General features: G+C 35.1%; 18 protein-coding genes and 1 pseudogene. All 19 read left to right on the top strand.

All coding sequences use genetic code 11. The annotated features are described in order from the left end of the window. The first annotated feature begins 10 nt into the window (after nucleotides 1–10). Nucleotides 11–205, top strand: a complete 195-nt coding sequence (locus MUA87_RS06930) for a zinc-finger domain-containing protein (RefSeq protein WP_082709474.1) — start codon at nucleotides 11–13, stop codon at nucleotides 203–205. A 15-nt stretch (nucleotides 206–220) separates the two neighbouring features. After that, nucleotides 221–1339 carry a conserved virulence factor C family protein gene (locus MUA87_RS06935; protein ID WP_023015206.1) on the top strand — a complete coding sequence of 373 codons (1119 nt, stop codon included), beginning with the start codon at nucleotides 221–223 and terminating at the stop codon, nucleotides 1337–1339. Nucleotides 1340–1429: 90 nt separating this feature from the next. Then, a complete protein-coding gene (brxA, locus tag MUA87_RS06940; protein WP_002480943.1) occupies nucleotides 1430–1864 on the top strand; it encodes a bacilliredoxin BrxA in 435 nt (144 codons plus the stop codon). 118 nt (nucleotides 1865–1982) lie between these two features. Then, nucleotides 1983–2936, top strand: a complete 954-nt coding sequence (locus MUA87_RS06945) for a thymidylate synthase (protein ID WP_262550359.1) — start codon at nucleotides 1983–1985, stop codon at nucleotides 2934–2936. Nucleotides 2937–2969: 33 nt separating this feature from the next. Further along, complete coding sequence (locus tag MUA87_RS06950; protein WP_002480941.1) at nucleotides 2970–3449, top strand: dihydrofolate reductase; 480 nt, start codon at nucleotides 2970–2972, stop codon at nucleotides 3447–3449. A gap of 14 nt (nucleotides 3450–3463) precedes the next feature. After that, nucleotides 3464–4300, top strand: a complete 837-nt coding sequence (locus MUA87_RS06955) for a DegV family protein (RefSeq protein ID WP_002480940.1) — start codon at nucleotides 3464–3466, stop codon at nucleotides 4298–4300. 104 nt (nucleotides 4301–4404) lie between these two features. Further along, on the top strand, nucleotides 4405–4932 hold the full coding sequence (gene msrA, locus MUA87_RS06960) for a peptide-methionine (S)-S-oxide reductase MsrA (RefSeq protein WP_002480939.1): 528 nt from the start codon (nucleotides 4405–4407) through the stop codon (nucleotides 4930–4932). Continuing rightward, on the top strand, nucleotides 4925–5359 hold the full coding sequence (gene msrB / locus MUA87_RS06965) for a peptide-methionine (R)-S-oxide reductase MsrB (protein ID WP_002480938.1): 435 nt from the start codon (nucleotides 4925–4927) through the stop codon (nucleotides 5357–5359). The genes msrA and msrB overlap by 8 nt, the downstream gene beginning before the upstream one ends. A gap of 1 nt (nucleotide 5360) precedes the next feature. Continuing rightward, nucleotides 5361–5861, top strand: coding sequence for a PTS sugar transporter subunit IIA (locus MUA87_RS06970; RefSeq protein ID WP_070463445.1), 501 nt, complete (start codon nucleotides 5361–5363; stop codon nucleotides 5859–5861). Next, a complete protein-coding gene (locus MUA87_RS06975; protein WP_002480936.1) occupies nucleotides 5861–6082 on the top strand; it encodes a YozE family protein in 222 nt (73 codons plus the stop codon). The genes MUA87_RS06970 and MUA87_RS06975 overlap by 1 nt, the downstream gene beginning before the upstream one ends. 89 nt (nucleotides 6083–6171) lie before the next feature. Next, nucleotides 6172–7707: a S41 family peptidase gene (locus tag MUA87_RS06980; protein WP_002480935.1), complete on the top strand. Its 1536-nt coding sequence runs from the start codon at nucleotides 6172–6174 to the stop codon at nucleotides 7705–7707. Between the two features lie 13 nt (nucleotides 7708–7720). After that, the gene (locus tag MUA87_RS06985) at nucleotides 7721–8227 is read left to right on the top strand and encodes a GNAT family N-acetyltransferase (RefSeq protein WP_262550361.1); all 507 of its coding nucleotides are present in this window, start codon (nucleotides 7721–7723) and stop codon (nucleotides 8225–8227) included. 17 nt (nucleotides 8228–8244) lie between these two features. Beyond that, nucleotides 8245–9333: an undecaprenyldiphospho-muramoylpentapeptide beta-N-acetylglucosaminyltransferase gene (locus tag MUA87_RS06990; protein WP_262550363.1), complete on the top strand. Its 1089-nt coding sequence runs from the start codon at nucleotides 8245–8247 to the stop codon at nucleotides 9331–9333. A 1-nt stretch (nucleotide 9334) separates the two neighbouring features. After that, complete coding sequence (locus MUA87_RS06995; RefSeq protein WP_002480932.1) at nucleotides 9335–9958, top strand: phosphatase PAP2 family protein; 624 nt, start codon at nucleotides 9335–9337, stop codon at nucleotides 9956–9958. 156 nt (nucleotides 9959–10114) lie between these two features. Further along, nucleotides 10115–10280 (top strand): annotated as a pseudogene (locus tag MUA87_RS07000) (hypothetical protein). A 60-nt stretch (nucleotides 10281–10340) separates the two neighbouring features. After that, nucleotides 10341–11003: a response regulator transcription factor gene (locus MUA87_RS07005; protein WP_002480931.1), complete on the top strand. Its 663-nt coding sequence runs from the start codon at nucleotides 10341–10343 to the stop codon at nucleotides 11001–11003. Next, nucleotides 11000–12364: a HAMP domain-containing histidine kinase gene (locus MUA87_RS07010; RefSeq protein ID WP_262546010.1), complete on the top strand. Its 1365-nt coding sequence runs from the start codon at nucleotides 11000–11002 to the stop codon at nucleotides 12362–12364. The genes MUA87_RS07005 and MUA87_RS07010 overlap by 4 nt, the downstream gene beginning before the upstream one ends. A 183-nt stretch (nucleotides 12365–12547) precedes the next feature. Continuing rightward, entirely contained in the window at nucleotides 12548–15343 is a 2796-nt protein-coding gene (locus MUA87_RS07015) for a 2-oxoglutarate dehydrogenase E1 component (RefSeq protein WP_057510512.1), read from the top strand. Between the two features lie 12 nt (nucleotides 15344–15355). Beyond that, the gene (gene sucB / locus MUA87_RS07020) at nucleotides 15356–16621 is read left to right on the top strand and encodes a dihydrolipoyllysine-residue succinyltransferase (protein ID WP_023015213.1); all 1266 of its coding nucleotides are present in this window, start codon (nucleotides 15356–15358) and stop codon (nucleotides 16619–16621) included. Nucleotides 16622–16734: the final 113 nt, after the last annotated feature.

A 16734-nucleotide genomic window follows, 5' to 3' on the forward strand; every position in this document is an offset into this window, starting at 1 on the left:
TGTAAAGGGAGTGACGATTATTTTTTCAAAATCCGAAAAAAGAGCGCTTGATTCCATAGATGATTTATTAAGCACTTACTGCAAAAATTGTGAATTAAAAACATATAATCGTAAAACAAAAGGAAAAACACATGCACATCATTTTTGTATTTACGAATGTTCAGTAGGTAAACAAATCAAGCAATTTGGTAATGAACTACAATAATTGGGGGTTATTTTGATGGAAATCGTTCGTATTGAACCGACACCAAGTCCGAATACCATGAAAGTGGTATTGAATAAGAAAAGAGAGGACAATCAATCCTCCACTTATACAAAAGTAAAAGAAGGCCAACCTGATTTTATCAATAGACTTTTAGAGGTTGATGGTGTTAAATCCATTTTCCATGTCATCGACTTTTTAGCTGTGGATAAAGCACCAAAAGCAGATTGGGAAGCGTTATTGCCTAATATTACAGCTGCAATTAGTAATGAATCTGAAACTGAAACAAATGATACACCTGCACCTGATGAACATTTCGGCGAAATTAAAGCGGAAGTGCTCAAATTTAAAGGTATCCCGTATCAGATTAAACTCACTACCACTAAGGATGAAGAACGCAGACAATTACCAGACTACTTTGTCGATACAATGCTAGCAGCACAAAAAGATGATGACAATGTAGTATTTATGCGTAAGTGGGAAGATTTAGGTACGCGTTATGGCGAACTAGAAGAAGTTATGGATAATGTTGAAGAAGAACTTGTCGCACTATATCCTGAAAATAAACTTAATGAATTAAAACAAGAAGCATTAAATACAGATATTGTGGTTCCAACAGCACACTATCAACATGTGACAGTTGATGAATTTAATGCGGCAGAAGATTGGAAAGCGCAACTTAGAATGTTGAAGTCTTTCCCAACACCAACCAAAGAAGATTATCCTCTTATCGAAGCTGCATTAAACCATCCTAAAATTCCAATTCGACGCGAAGCTATTGTGCTAGCAAGTATGGTAGAAGATGAGTCAGTTCTTCCATATATGTACCAAGGTTTACAGGATAAAAATCCTGGTGTACGCCGAACTGCCGGAGATGGATTAAGTGATTTAGGATTTAAAGCAGCTTTACCAGAAATGGAGAAAGCTTTAGATGATCCACAAAAGATTGTGCGTTGGCGTGCCGCGATGTTTATTTTTGATGAAGGTGGCGAAGCACAATTACCAGCTTTGAAAGCACATGAAGATGATGACGCTTACGAAGTGAAGTTACAGATTCAAATGGCCATCTCTCGTATTGAAAAAGGTGACGAAGCACTAGGATCTGTTTGGAAACAAATTGCTAACCGTAATAAATAAGCGGAATTAGGATGAATCAACAAATTAATTAGATTACATTTCTGATTATTTCATGTAAAATAAACTATAAATGAACAAGGAGTGTATATTATGAATCCGTATGAAGCATATATGCAAGAACTCGCACAAGGTATGCGTAGCGAGTTAACACAAAATGGTTTTGAAAGTTTAGAAACTGCAGAAGCAGTTGATCAATATATGGACAATGTAGGTGCTGAGGAAACTACATTTGTTGTTATTAATTCAGTATGTGGTTGTGCAGCTGGATTAGCTCGTCCAGCAGCTGTAGCAGTTGCTGAGCAAAATGATAAAAAGCCTGATCACAAAGTAACTGTCTTTGCAGGTCAAGATAAAGAAGCAACACAAGAAATGAGAGAGTTCATACAACAAGTACCTTCAAGTCCTTCTTTCGCTTTATTTAAAGGTACAGAATTAAAACATTTTATGCCTCGTGAATATATTGAGGGACGCGATATTCAAGATATCTGTATGGATATCAAAGATATGTTTGATGAAAACTGTTAATCAATTTGAATTGATTTCATAATCGAAGGTACGGGACAATATTTGATGGCTGACTCAGTCCATCAATTGTCCCATTTTTTATAATTGGAGATACATACGATTTGAGGAGGAGATAGGTATGAATTCATTCGACGAAGCATATCATGACCTATGTAAGGAAATTTTAGCTATCGGGAACGAACGCGATGATCGTACACGTACTGGTACCATTTCAAAATTCGGTCATCAATCACGCTATGACTTAAGTAAAGGCTTCCCTTTATTAACAACTAAAAAAGTATTCTTTAAGTTGATTGCGACTGAGCTGATTTGGTTTATGAAAGGCGACACAAATATCAAATATTTACTAGAATACAACAATAATATTTGGAATGAATGGGCATTTGAAAACTATGTTGAATCAGAAGATTATCATGGACCGGACATGACGAATTTCGCACATCGAGCATTACAAGATGAAGCATTCAACGAAGCTTACCAACAAGAAATGGAAAAATTTAAATCACGCATTCTAAACGATGATGATTTTGCGCAAAAACACGGCAATTTAGGGAATGTATATGGTAAGCAATGGCGAGATTGGGTTGGTGCAGATGGTCAACATTATGATCAACTTGCTACAGTCATCGAACAAATCAAAACTCACCCTACATCTAGACGTCACATCGTATCTGCATGGAACCCAGCAGAAATTGATACGATGGCATTACCGCCATGTCATACGATGTTCCAGTTTTATGTACAAGACGGCAAACTAAGTTGCCAATTATATCAACGTAGTGCAGATGTATTTTTAGGAGTTCCATTTAATATCGCAAGTTATAGTTTACTAACACATTTAGTAGCAAAAGAATGCGGCTTAGAAGTCGGTGAGTTTGTGCATACGATTGGTGATGCACATATCTATTCTAATCATATCGATGCGGTCAAAAAACAATTAAGTCGTTCAAGTTACGAACCACCTCAATTAAAAATCAATACAGATCGTTCAATTTTTGATATTCAATATGAAGACTTGGAGATTGTAAATTATCAATCACACCCAGGTATTAAAGCACCTATCGCTGTATAAAAACAATTAGAATTTTTGAAAGGGGATAAGAATATGACGCTTTCTATTCTTGTTGCGCATGATCAAAACAGAGTAATCGGTAAGGATAACCAACTACCATGGCATTTGCCTAATGATTTAAAACATGTCAAAAAATTAAGTACTGGCAATACACTCGTAATGGGCCGTAAAACATATGAATCTATCGGCAAACCGCTTCCAAACAGACGTAACGTCGTTTTAACACGTGATGAATCTTTTCATCCTGAAGGTGTAGATGTCATACACAATTTTGAGGATATTTATGATTTGCCTGGCCATGTCTTCATTTTCGGCGGCCAAGCATTGTTTGAAGAATTTATCGATAAAGTAGATGACATGTACATCACTGTCATTGAAGATAAATACCAAGGAGATACGTTCTTCCCACCTTATACTTTTGAAGATTGGGAAGTTGAATCTTCAGTTAAAGGAGAACAAGATGAACGCAATAAAATTCCGCACACGTTCTTACATCTTGTTCGTAAAAAGTAATAGGAGGTATGGAAATGCGTAAAAAAATTGTCACAGACTCAACAACAGATTTACCTCAATCATATCTAAAAGAGCACGATGTTCATGTGATTCCTCTTAATTTAACGATTGAAGGCAAATCTTATATCGACCAACAAGACATTTCTTCTGAACGTGTAATTGAGTTAATAGAAGAAGATGTAGATATCAAAACCAGCCAACCTCCTATTGGTAAATTTATTGAAATGTACGATGAATTAGGAAAAGACGGCTCAGAAATCATTAGTATTCATATGACATCTGGATTAAGCGGTACGTATCAAACTGCGTATCAAGCTAGTCAAATGACTGATTCAAAAGTTACAGTTATTGATTCAAAATCCATTTCATTCGGCCTTGGTTTCCAACTGGAACATATTGTTGAATGGAATAACGAAGGGTTATCAACAGAAGAAATTCTTAAAAAATTAAAACATTTACAAAGCAATATCAAACTCTTTGTAGTGATTGGACAATTAAACCAACTGATTAAAGGCGGACGTATCGGTAAAGCTAAAGGTATGATTGGTAATATGATGCGTTTAAAACCAGTGGGCATTCTTGATGATGGACAAATCAAAATCCTTCATAATGCACGTACGCAAAAGTCGAGTATTCAAATTATTAAAAAAGAGCTTGCTCAGTTCATTGAAAATCATTCGATTAAAAAAATCGGCTTAGCTCATGCAAATGCATTAGATTTTGTAGATAAGTTTAAACAACAATTTGCGATTGAAGAAAATAATACTGAAGTTGAAATCAATACGACAACACCAGTTATTTCAACACATACTGGACAAGGTGCAGTAGGATTCGTTGTCTTGCGTCAATAATCGATAATTCTCATGAAAATCATCGGGTTAAAGCAAACTAATAGAAAATAAAGTGCAGTCATGATAAATTTAGAATTGACTAAACGCCGAATGGAGGTAATATTTTGGCATATGCAACATTAGCTGGCGGTTGTTTCTGGTGTATGGTAAAACCATTCACATCATATCCTGGTATTAAGAATATTGTCTCAGGATACAGTGGCGGCCACGTAGAAAATCCAACTTATGAAGAAGTATGTACGAACACAACAGGACATGTTGAAGCAGTACAAATTGAATATGATCCTGAAATCACTTCATTTGAAAATATATTAGATGTTTATTTCAAGACGTTCGATCCAACAGATAATGGTGGACAATTCTTCGATCGCGGTGAAAGTTACCAACCGGTCATTTTCTACCATGACGAAGAACAAGAAAAAGCTGCACAATCTAAAATCCAGCAGTTAAACGAACAAATGATTTTTAATAAACCTGTGATCACACCGGTAAAACCATATAAAAACTTTTACCCAGCAGAATCTTATCATCAAGATTATTATAAAAAGAATCCAATGCATTATGAACAGTATCAAAAAGGTTCAGGAAGAAAAGACTTTATAGAAAGACATTGGGGGGAGCAAAATGCTTAAAAAAAGTAAAAATGAATTAACAGATATGGAATATCTTGTTACTCAAGAAAATGGTACAGAACCTCCTTTCCAAAATGAATATTGGAATCATTTCGAAAAAGGTATCTATATCGATAAACTTTCAGGCAAACCACTATTCACTTCAGAAGAAAAATTTCATTCTGATTGTGGTTGGCCAAGCTTCTCTAAAGCTCTAAGTGACGATGATATCATTGAACTTGTAGATAAGTCATTTGGTATGGTAAGAACTGAAGTACGTTCTGAAAACAGTCATTTAGGTCACGTTTTCAATGATGGACCAAAAGAAACAGGCGGATTAAGATATTGTATCAATTCAGCTGCTGTACAATTTATTCCTTATGATAAATTAGAAGAACTTGGATATGGTGATTTGATTCCACATTTCAAGAACCAAGGAGAGAAATAATATGTTTAAAAAATTATTTGGCAAAGAGGATAAAGTAGATAAGTCAATCGAGGTTTATGCACCGATTTCTGGTGAATACGTTAAAATCGAAGATATTCCAGACCCAGTATTTGCGCAAAAAATGATGGGTGATGGCTTCGGTGTTAATCCAAGCGAAGGTGTCGTTGTTTCACCAATTGAAGGTAAAGTTGACAATATCTTCCCAACTAAACATGCGTTAGGTTTAAAAGCTGATAACGGTTTAGAATTATTAATTCACATCGGTCTAGATACAGTTCAATTAGATGGTGAAGGATTCAATGTATTAGTTGAAAGCGGCGATACAGTAAAAGTTGGAGATCCACTAGTTGAATTTGATGTAGACTATATTGGAAATAACGCTAAATCAGTCATTTCACCAATTATTATTACTAATACAGATCAAGCAGATAAAATCGATATCCACCCGCAAGATCAATTAGTTAAAAGTGAAACAAAAGTAATTGATGTGACAATGGGTTAATGAAAGATTATTCATTTTATCAATTTGCGCTTACTGTGCGAGGCAGACCTGATGAAAAAGGTCAATTAGCAGAACAGATTTTTGATGATTTAGCTTTTCCAAAACATGAGTCAGACTTTCATACATTGTCTGACTATATAGAGACTGAAGCTTCTATCAGTTCACCAATGTATGTATTTGATGACTTATTTGATGAATATCAGGAATGGTTAAAATTTTAAATTTTTGACGTAGGGTTGGTGTGAGGCACCAGCCCTTTTATTTTTTATATAGCCATATATAAGTTGATGAACGTGCTGAATTTGGTAAAATGAATTATCCATTCAAACTAGAACTTATTTATGCACATCAACGTAATTTAAGAAAGGGGCATATCCGAGTGACACAACATAATGATGAAACTAATCAACCTTCAGATGAACAAGACTCAAAAAAGGCACCTAAGTTTTTTAAAATTAAAAGATGGAAATTCATCACATTTAGTATACTCGCATTGTTGTTAACGATTATCCTTACAGTCTTTGCGACAATCGCGATAGCACACAAATTTTCAGGGCTAGACGACTCACAAAGAAAATCATTCAGTAAAGTTGAAAGTACATATCAAACATTAGCCAATGATTACTATAAAAAACAAGATTCAGAAAAATTATCTGAAGCTGCCATTAACGGTATGGTTAAATCATTAAAAGATCCTTATTCACAATATATGACAAAAGATGAAACCAAATCATTTAATGAAGACGTTTCAGGTGATTTCGTAGGTATCGGCGCTGAAATGCAGCAACGTAATAAAGAAATCAGTGTAACCAGCCCCATGAAAGGATCTCCTGCAGAAAAAGCAGGTGTACAACCCAAAGATGTTTTAACTAAAGTAGATGGGAAATCTATTAAAGGTAAGTCACTGACAGAAGTAGTCAAAATGGTACGTGGTAAAGAAGGTACTGAAGTTACGTTAACTATTAAGCGTGCCAACCAAGAGCAAAACATTAAAATCAAAAGAGAAAAAATCCACGTTAAAAGTGTTGAATACAAAAAAGAAGGCGATGTTGGTGTCTTCACGATTAATAAATTCCAAGAAGATACAGCCGCTGAATTGAAAACTAATATTATGAAAGCACACAAACAAGGCGTACGAAAAATTGTATTAGATTTACGTAATAATCCAGGCGGATTATTAAATGAAGCCGTTAAAATGTCGAATATCTTCATCGATAAAAATAAACCGGTTGTGAAGTTGCAAAAAGGGAAAGAAATAGAATCGGTGAATACTCCGACCGATCCATTAAAAGAAGCAAAAGATATGAAAGTATCTATCCTTGTCAATGAAGGTTCAGCCAGTGCTTCTGAAGTCTTTACTGGCGCAATGAAAGACTATAATAAAGCGAAGGTTTATGGTGAAAAGACATTTGGTAAAGGTATTGTACAAACCACACAAGAATACTCAGATGGTTCGTTATTAAAATATACTGAAATGAAATGGTTAACACCACACGGTACTTATATCCATGGTAAAGGAATCAAACCAGATGTCGAAATTGCATCTCCTAAGTATCAATCATTATCAATGATTCCTGATGACAAAGTGTTTAAAGAAGGCGATCAAGATAAAAATGTCAAATCTATAAAAATCGGCTTAAAAGCTTTGAATTATCAAGTTGGAAAAGAAAACAATGACTATGATGCAAAACTCAAATCTGCAGTTGAAGATTTCCAAAAAGATAATCAATTACCAGTAACAGGCAAATTTGATAAAGAAACGAATCAAAAATTCGCAGAAAAGTTAGTAGATAAAGCGAATAAAGATGATGAAATGTTAGATACTTTAATCAAAAAATTAAAATAAAGGGGCACAATTTATGATCAGAAACGCATCACAAGAAGATTTAAATGCGGTAGCCGTATTGACAGAAGAAGCCAAAAAAATTATGGCAGAAGATAATAATCCACAATGGGATGAAGCCTATCCATTACTAGAGCATTTTGAGGAAGATATTACAAATAAATCATTATTTGTATTAGAAGAGGAGAATACAATTTATGGTTATATTGTTATCGACCAAAATCAATCAAAATGGTATGATGAACTAGAATGGCCGATAGATAGAACCAATGCTTATGTCATTCATAGACTTGCAGGTTCTGCTAATTATAAAGGCGCAGCAACAGCATTATTTAACTTTGCTGTTGAACGCGCGTTAGATCACGGCGTTGATGTGTTACTCACTGATACGTATGCTGCGAATCAACGCGCGCAAAACTTATTTGAAAAATTTGGTTTTCATAAAGCAGGCGAAGCCAATTTAAATTATCCTCCTTACGATAAGGAAGAATCATTCTATGCCTATTATAGAATTTTAAAATAAGAATAGAGGTATTTATCATGACGAAAATTGCATTTACTGGCGGCGGAACAGTCGGACATGTTTCAGTCAATTTAAGTTTGATTCCAATTGCGAATGAAAGAGGTTACCAAACTTTTTATGTAGGTTCTAAAAATGGAATTGAAAAAGATATGATTTCATCACAATTACCAAATACACCATACTTCCCGATATCCAGCGGGAAGTTACGCAGATATTTATCATTTGAAAATATCAAGGATGTATTTAAAGTACTCAAAGGAATTTTAGACGCACGTAAAATCTTAAAGAAACAAAAACCAGATTTACTTTTTTCTAAGGGAGGATTTGTATCTGTACCTGTAGTCATCGCGGCACGTTCATTAAATATCCCGGTGATTATTCACGAATCAGATATCACTCCAGGTCTTGCGAATAAAATTTCTCTAAAATTCGCAAATAAAATCTATACAACATTTGAAGATACATTAAAATATCTGCCAAAAGCAAAAGCAGATTTTGTTGGTGCAACTGTTAGAGATGATTTAAAACAGGGTAACAAAGAAAAAGGTTATCAACTGACAGGATTTAACGCTGAGAAAAAAGTGTTATTAGTCATGGGCGGCAGTTTAGGCAGTAAAACGATTAATGATTTAATTCGACGCAATCTTGACGAATTATTAAAAGATTATCAAATCATTCATCTAACTGGTAAAGGACTACTTGATTCATCTATTCAAAAAGAAGGTTATCGTCAATTTGAATTTGTGACGAGTGAATTAACAGATTTACTCGCGATTACAGACATGGTAGTCAGCCGAGCAGGTGCTAATGCAATTTATGAATTCTTAACATTAAACATTCCTATGTTGCTGATTCCATTAGGATTAGACCAGTCTCGTGGCGATCAGATTGATAATGCAAAATATTTCCAATCTAAAGGGTATGCGCAAACATTACCAGAAGATAAAGCTTCTCAACAAAAATTCATGGATGCGTTAAAAGAGATTGAAAATAATCGTTCAACTATTGAACAACAAATGTCGAACTATCACCAGCTATTTACTAAAGAAGATTTATTAGACAAGATTCTTAAAGATACAAACCAAAAGGAAACGAGGGAAAGCTGAGTTGAGTCGAGCTAAAAGAATTTCACTGATTCTAGTATTTACATTGATATTCAGCGCGATTGCTGTGTTCCATCAAAATAGAATCGGTAATTGGATTGATACAGAAGTCTATGATTTTATTTATGCCTCACACAGCATCATTACAACTAGTATTTTTATGGGTGCAACTTGGATAGGCGAAGTATGGTCAATGATCTGCCTTTCACTTTGTGTTGTCGCATTTTTATTAATGCGTAAAATGCAAATAGAAGCTTTATTCTTTGCGATTGTGATGGCAGTTTCAAGTATCTCTAATCCAATTATGAAAAACACAATTGATAGAGAGCGTCCTACTAAATTAAGACTTGTAGAAATTGGCGGCTATAGTTTCCCAAGTGGTCACGCGCAAGGTTCTACATCTTTCTTCGGTAGCTTGATTGCAATTTCAAGCCATTACTTACACGGGACACCTCGTGTGATGATGACTTCATTCTGCATCTTCATGATTGCGATGATTTGTATGTCTAGAATTTATTTAGGTGTACATTATCCTACTGATGTCATTGCAGGCGTGCTTGCAGGTGCTGTATGTATTTTATCTGTATCATTATTGTTCAAAGGTAAATTCAAAGCCTTTGCTAAATGAGAATTAAAGTGAGATTAAGTGCTGCTTAATCTCACTTTTTTTAATTTATAATAGAAAAAACCGATTCTGCTTAATTGAGAATCGGTTAAGTATGTCACGTTACTTTTAGTGTAACGTCAGTATTTACGGGCATATATAAAAGGGGATAAATCGAAAATGACCAATCCAATTAAGAACGAAATGTGGGGGGGATGTCTCATTTGTGATTGATAATCATTTTCAATTACTATTATACATTAGTGAGAATGGTTGTCAATTAGAAATCAAAAATAATTTCACTTTTTTATTCAACTCCATATTTTTGTCACAATTAATCATTTGATTCGTTTCATTCGTTCTTAAACGTTTTGATTATGATAAAATCATGATTGAGGTGCTTTCAATGACAAAAATATTAATCGTAGAAGATGAGCAAAACTTAGCTCGATTCATTGAATTAGAATTAGTACATGAGAATTATGAAGTTGATATTGAAAATGATGGTGCAGAAGGATTAGAAACAGCATTAAAAAAAGAATATGATCTGTACTTACTCGATTTGATGTTGCCACATATGGATGGTTTAGAAATATGTAAGAGAATACGTGAAGTCAAATCTACTCCAATTATTATCATCACAGCAAAAGGTGATACATATGATAAAGTAGCAGGTTTAGATTATGGTGCAGATGATTATATCGTAAAGCCATTCGATATCGAAGAACTATTAGCACGTATTCGTGCAACATTAAGACGCCAACCAGCTAAAGATATCATCGACATTAAAGGTATTCAAATTAATAAAGAAGCCTTTCGTGTTACGATTGATGGTCAAGAGGTTGAATTAACTAAAACCGAATATGACTTGTTGCAATTGCTTTCTGAAAACTTAAATCATGTCTTACAACGTGAACAAATATTAAATCATGTTTGGGGTTATGACAGCGAAGTAGAAACCAATGTAGTGGATGTTTATATTCGTTATCTGAGAAATAAATTGAAACCGTTTGGTAAAGAAAAGGTAATCGAAACAGTACGTGGTGTCGGTTATGTGATACGCAAATGAAGCAACGAAAATTAAAAACTCAATGGATGCTAATTACTACGAGTATTACGTTTTTGATTGTTTTCATTTTCAGCTTAGTCATCATTTACTTTTTGAGCATTACTTTAAGAGACAGTGAAATTAATGATGCAGAAAAAAGTGCTGATAACGTTTCAGCTTTACTTGCGACGAAATCTTTGGTTGATATTAAACCTTTAGATTTAAACGCATCACTTGGTAATTTCCAAAAAGTGATTCTGTTTGATAATGACAAACAAAAGATAACCGAAACATCGACTATGAGTGATTTTATTAATAGCACAAAAGGTATTGAACCTTCTCAGTATCACAGTGTTTACGTGCAACGTATTAAAGATGCAAACTTTTTAATCGTTTCTCATCCAGTCGAAACTGAAAAGTTTCATGGTTATTCTGTGATTATCCATTCGCTCGCAAGTTATGATAGTGTTATGCATTCATTAATCATCTTATCGGTGTTATTTGGTATTATTGCCATTATTATTACTGCCACTATCAGTTATATCTTTTCTGCACAAATCGCAAAACCTATTACAATTATGGCTAACAAAATGCGTAAAATCCGTAGAGATGGTTTCCAGGAAAAATTAGAACTACCGACTGAATACGATGAAACAACTGACTTGATTGATACATTCAACGATATGATGATTCAAATTGAAGAACTATTTGATCAACAACGCCAGTTCGTAGAAGATGCTTCACACGAACTGAGAACACCGCTTCAAATCATTCAAGGTCACTTAAATCTTATCCAACGATGGGGTAAGAAAGACCCAGCAATTTTAGAAGAATCATTAGATATAACAATCGAAGAAATGAATCGTATTACCAAGTTAGTAGAAGAGCTGTTACTATTAACGAAAGAATCAACCTATAAAGATGCTTTAGATGTAGAACCTGTTGATGTGAATGACGAGATTAAATCTAGACTAAAATCTCTCAAACAATTACATCCTGATTATAGTTTTACATTTACACCGTCAGTGAAACCAATATGGCTGAATATTAATCGTTATCAACTTGAACAAGTATTGCTTATCTTTTTGGATAATGCGATTAAATATGATACAAGAGAGAAAAGAATAGAAATTTGTACTGCACTTAAAAATAGACAAGCAACTATTGAAATTACCGATCATGGTTCAGGCATTCCTAAAAAAGACTTAGACTTTATCTTTGACCGTTTTTATCGCGTAGACAAATCACGTTCTAGACAACGTGGAGGTAATGGTTTAGGATTATCGATTGCTCAAAATATAGTGAATTTACATGGCGGTACGATTCAAGTTGAAAGTGAAGTTGATATGTTTACAACATTCAAAATTACCTTCAACGTATAATTACATTTTAATGATAATTCGTCTATTATTGTACAATATTATATTTAAGGTTATATATGTGTATAAAGAGCCGTCATATCGGCTCTTTTTCATGCCATCAAATCGTCATTCTCCCTTTAATTTGTGAACATTTAATGATATTATTTATTTGTAAGCGTTTCAATATATTGTGGAGGGAGTAATATGACGAAATATACACAGGTTAGTGAAGCACCTGTAAATTTCGGAGCTAACTTAGGGGTAATTATTGATTTATACGATCAATATCTACAAGATCCAACTTCTGTCTCTGAAGATTTACAAATTCTATTTAGTACAATTAACAATGACAACAGAGAGGTGGCTGCAGCACCTTCATCAAGTTCTGATGATATGACAATTAAACAAGTTATGCGTTTAATCGATAACATCAGACAATATGGGCATCTGCAGGCAGATATTTATCCAGTCAATCGACCAGAACGTAAAAATGTTCCTAGATTGACACTTGAAGATTTCAATTTAACAAAAGAAGATTTAGAGCAAATTTCTTCAGGCATTGTGTCAGATCATTTTTCTGATATTTATGACAATGCCTACGAAGCAATCCAACGCATGGAAAAGCGTTATAAAGGGCCGATTGCTTTTGAATACACACACATTAACAACAATAAAGAACGCGCTTGGCTCAAGCGACGTATTGAAACGCCATATAAAGCAAACTTAAATAAAAGCCAAAAGCTAGAATTATTCAAGACATTAGCACATGTTGAAGGTTTCGAAAAATATCTTCATAAAAACTTTGTAGGGGCAAAGCGATTCTCTATTGAAGGTGTAGATACCCTTGTGCCAATGCTGCAACAAATCTTAAGTCGTGCAGCTAAAGAAGAAATTCAAAATATTCAAATAGGTATGGCACACCGTGGACGCCTCAACGTTTTAACACATGTGTTAGAAAAACCTTATGAAATGATGATTTCTGAATTCATGCATACTGATCCAATGAAGTTCCTACCACAAGACGGCAGTCTAGAATTAACTTCAGGTTCAGCATGGACAAGTGACGTTAAATATCACTTAGGCGGTACGAAAACAACAGACACTTATGGTATAGAACAACGCATTTCATTAGCAAACAACCCAAGTCACTTAGAAATCGTGTCACCGGTTGTATTAGGTAAAACACGTTCTGTACAAGATGACCGTCATCAAAGCGGCAAAGTACAAACAGATTTCAGCAAATCTATGCCGATTTTAATTCATGGTGATGCTGCTTATCCAGGACAAGGTATCAACTTTGAAACAATGAACTTAGGCAACTTAGAGGGGTATTCAACAGGCGGTTCATTGCATCTGATTACTAACAACAGAATCGGTTTCACTACAGAGCCACAAGATGGTCGCTCAACAACATATTCTACTGATGTTGCTAAAGGTTATGATGTACCGATTATGCATGTTAATGCAGACAATGTTGAAGCAACAATTGAAGCAATTGATATTGCAATGGACTTCAGAAAAGAGTTCAACAAAGATGTTGTTATCGATTTAGTCGGTTACCGTCGTTATGGTCATAACGAAATGGATGAACCATCTATTACAAACCCAATTCCTTATCATGCCATCCGTAAGCATCCAACTGTAGATCACATTTATGGTGACCAATTGGTTGAAGAAGGCATTATCTCTGAGGATGAAAAGAATGACATCTTAGATGATGTTCAAAAAGAACTACGTGCAGCACATGATAAAATCGATAAAAATGATAAAACAACAACACAAGATATGTCTAAACCGGACAATGTTGACTTACCGCTTCAACCTGATGATCGTCAATTTGATTTCGAAGAATTGAAATCAATCAATGATGCATTATTAACATATCCAACAGGTTTTGAAGTCTTGAAAAAACTGAACAAAGTTTTAGAAAAACGTAGAGAACCATTTGAAAAAGAAGATGGTTTAGTAGATTGGGCACAAGCTGAACAACTTGCATTTGCGACAATCATGCAAGATGGCACACCAATTCGTTTAACAGGTCAAGACAGTGAACGTGGTACTTTCAGTCACAGACATGCGGTATTGCATAACCCTGATACTGGCGAAGAATATGTGCCTTTACAACATGTACCAAATCAACGTGCATCATTCGATGTTCATAACTCACCGCTATCTGAAGCAGCTGTTGTAGGCTTCGAATACGGTTACAATGTTGAAAACAAGGGTACTATGAATATCTGGGAAGCTCAATACGGCGACTTTGCGAATATGGCACAAATGATGTTCGATAACTTCTTATTCAGCAGTTATGCGAAGTGGGGCGAACGCTCAGGTCTAACATTGTTCTTACCACATTCATATGAAGGACAAGGTCCAGAGCACTCATCAGCAAGATTAGAGCGTTTCTTACAACTCTCAGCTGAGAATAACGCGACTGTCGTAAATTTATCTAGCTCAAGTAACTATTTCCACTTATTACGTGCACAAGCAGCAAGCTTGGATACTGATGCAATGCGTCCACTAGTTGTCATGTCACCGAAAAGTTTATTAAGAAATAAAACTGTAGCTGACACAATCGATAAATTTACACAAGGCCATTTCGAACCTATCTTGCCAGAAGAGCATGAAGCAAGCAAAGTCAAAAAAGTGATTTTAGCTTCAGGTAAAATGTTTATTGATTTGAAGGAACGTCTGCAAAAAGAACCGGATGAATCGATTTTATTGATTGCGGTAGAACGCTTATATCCATTCCCAGCTGACGAAATCAAAGCAGTTATTGATCAGTTACCAAACCTTGAAACAATTGCATGGGTTCAAGAAGAACCGCAAAACCAAGGTGCTTGGTTGTTCGTATATCCTTACTTAAGTGATATCGCTAGCGATCAATACGAATTGCAATATAGCGGTCGTATTAAACGTTCTGCGCCAGCTGAAGGTGACGGAGAAAATCATAAACTCGTTCAAAAATCTATTATCGAAGAGAGTCTTAACAAAAATTAGGGGGAAATTAGTATGTCTGAGATCGTAGTTCCAGAGTTAGCAGAATCTATTACAGAAGGTACAATAGCTGAATGGTTGAAGAATCCAGGTGATTCAGTAGACAAAGGTGAAGCTGTTGTCGAATTAGAAACAGATAAAGTCAACGTTGAAGTTGTATCTGAAGAAGCAGGTGTTTTACAAGAACACTTAGCAGAACCTGGTGATACTGTTGAAGTAGGACAAGCAATCGCAACTGTAGGGGAAGGCAGCGGCAGTTCATCATCTTCAGCTTCATCTGATGACAAAAAAGAAGAAGCACCAAAATCTGAAGACAAATCAGAATCAAAATCTGAACCAGCAGAAGCTGACAAATCAGAAGAAAAAGAAAGTGCTTCTAGTGACCAACGCGTCAATGCAACACCATCTGCACGTAAATATGCGCGTGAAAAAGGTATCGACTTAGCAGAAGTTGCTTCTAAAGGTAACGATGTTGTACGTAAAGATGACATTGATCGTCAACAACAAGGTAACCAAAAACAAGCTGAGCCAGCGAAATCAGAAGCACCAGCTAAACCACAAAGCAGCACACCAAACAAACCAGTGATTCGCGAAAAAATGTCTCGTCGTAAACAAACAGCAGCTAAGAAATTATTAGAAGTATCTAATAACACAGCAATGCTGACTACATTCAACGAAGTTGACATGACAAATGTGATGAACTTACGTAAACGTAAAAAAGAACAATTTATCAAAGATCATGACGGAACAAAATTAGGTTTCATGTCATTCTTCACAAAAGCAGCCGTTGCAGCATTGAAAAAATACCCTGCAGTGAATGCTGAAATTGATGGACAAGACATGATTACTAAACAATTCTATGATATCGGTATTGCGGTATCTACAGATAATGGTTTAATCGTGCCATTCGTACGTGACTGTGATAAGAAAAACTTCGCAGAAATCGAAAGTTCAATCGCAGACTTAGCAGTTAAAGCACGCGACAACAAATTATCACTTGGTGATTTAATGAACGGTTCATTCACTATCACAAACGGTGGTATCTTCGGTTCAATGATGTCTACACCAATCATTAACGGAAGCCAAGCAGCTATTTTAGGTATGCACTCAATCATCACGCGTCCAATCGCGATTGATAAAGATACAATTGAGAACCGTCCTATGATGTACCTTGCTTTAAGCTACGACCACAGAATTATTGATGGTAAAGAGGCAGTAGGATTCTTGAAAACAATCAAAGAGCTTATCGAAAGCCCTGAAGATTTATTATTAGAATCTTAATCTATAAAGTAAATCATATTACAGACCTTGATACGACGGCAGTTTTGCCGTCGTATTTTTATGTTGATTTTTGAATTTAGAAACAAAAATAAGCAGCGTGATTGATTTTAATG

It is taken from the genome of Staphylococcus simulans (genome assembly GCF_025561465.1).
GTDB lineage: Bacteria > Bacillota > Bacilli > Staphylococcales > Staphylococcaceae > Staphylococcus > Staphylococcus simulans.

Bases quoted from the DNA above. Each gene is read 5' to 3' on its own strand.
- MUA87_RS06935 (WP_023015206.1), top strand. From the start codon at position 221: ATGGAAATCGTTCGTATTGAACCGACACCAAGTCCGAATACCATGAAA.
- brxA (WP_002480943.1), top strand. From the start codon at position 1,430: ATGAATCCGTATGAAGCATATATGCAAGAACTCGCACAAGGTATGCGT.
- MUA87_RS06945 (WP_262550359.1), top strand. From the start codon at position 1,983: ATGAATTCATTCGACGAAGCATATCATGACCTATGTAAGGAAATTTTA.
- MUA87_RS06950 (WP_002480941.1), top strand. From the start codon at position 2,970: ATGACGCTTTCTATTCTTGTTGCGCATGATCAAAACAGAGTAATCGGT.
- MUA87_RS06955 (WP_002480940.1), top strand. From the start codon at position 3,464: ATGCGTAAAAAAATTGTCACAGACTCAACAACAGATTTACCTCAATCA.
- msrB (WP_002480938.1), top strand. From the start codon at position 4,925: ATGCTTAAAAAAAGTAAAAATGAATTAACAGATATGGAATATCTTGTT.
- MUA87_RS06970 (WP_070463445.1), top strand. From the start codon at position 5,361: ATGTTTAAAAAATTATTTGGCAAAGAGGATAAAGTAGATAAGTCAATC.
- MUA87_RS06975 (WP_002480936.1), top strand. From the start codon at position 5,861: ATGAAAGATTATTCATTTTATCAATTTGCGCTTACTGTGCGAGGCAGA.
- MUA87_RS06980 (WP_002480935.1), top strand. From the start codon at position 6,172: ATGAATTATCCATTCAAACTAGAACTTATTTATGCACATCAACGTAAT.
- MUA87_RS06985 (WP_262550361.1), top strand. From the start codon at position 7,721: ATGATCAGAAACGCATCACAAGAAGATTTAAATGCGGTAGCCGTATTG.
- MUA87_RS06990 (WP_262550363.1), top strand. From the start codon at position 8,245: ATGACGAAAATTGCATTTACTGGCGGCGGAACAGTCGGACATGTTTCA.
- MUA87_RS07005 (WP_002480931.1), top strand. From the start codon at position 10,341: ATGACAAAAATATTAATCGTAGAAGATGAGCAAAACTTAGCTCGATTC.
- MUA87_RS07010 (WP_262546010.1), top strand. From the start codon at position 11,000: ATGAAGCAACGAAAATTAAAAACTCAATGGATGCTAATTACTACGAGT.
- MUA87_RS07015 (WP_057510512.1), top strand. From the start codon at position 12,548: ATGACGAAATATACACAGGTTAGTGAAGCACCTGTAAATTTCGGAGCT.
- sucB (WP_023015213.1), top strand. From the start codon at position 15,356: ATGTCTGAGATCGTAGTTCCAGAGTTAGCAGAATCTATTACAGAAGGT.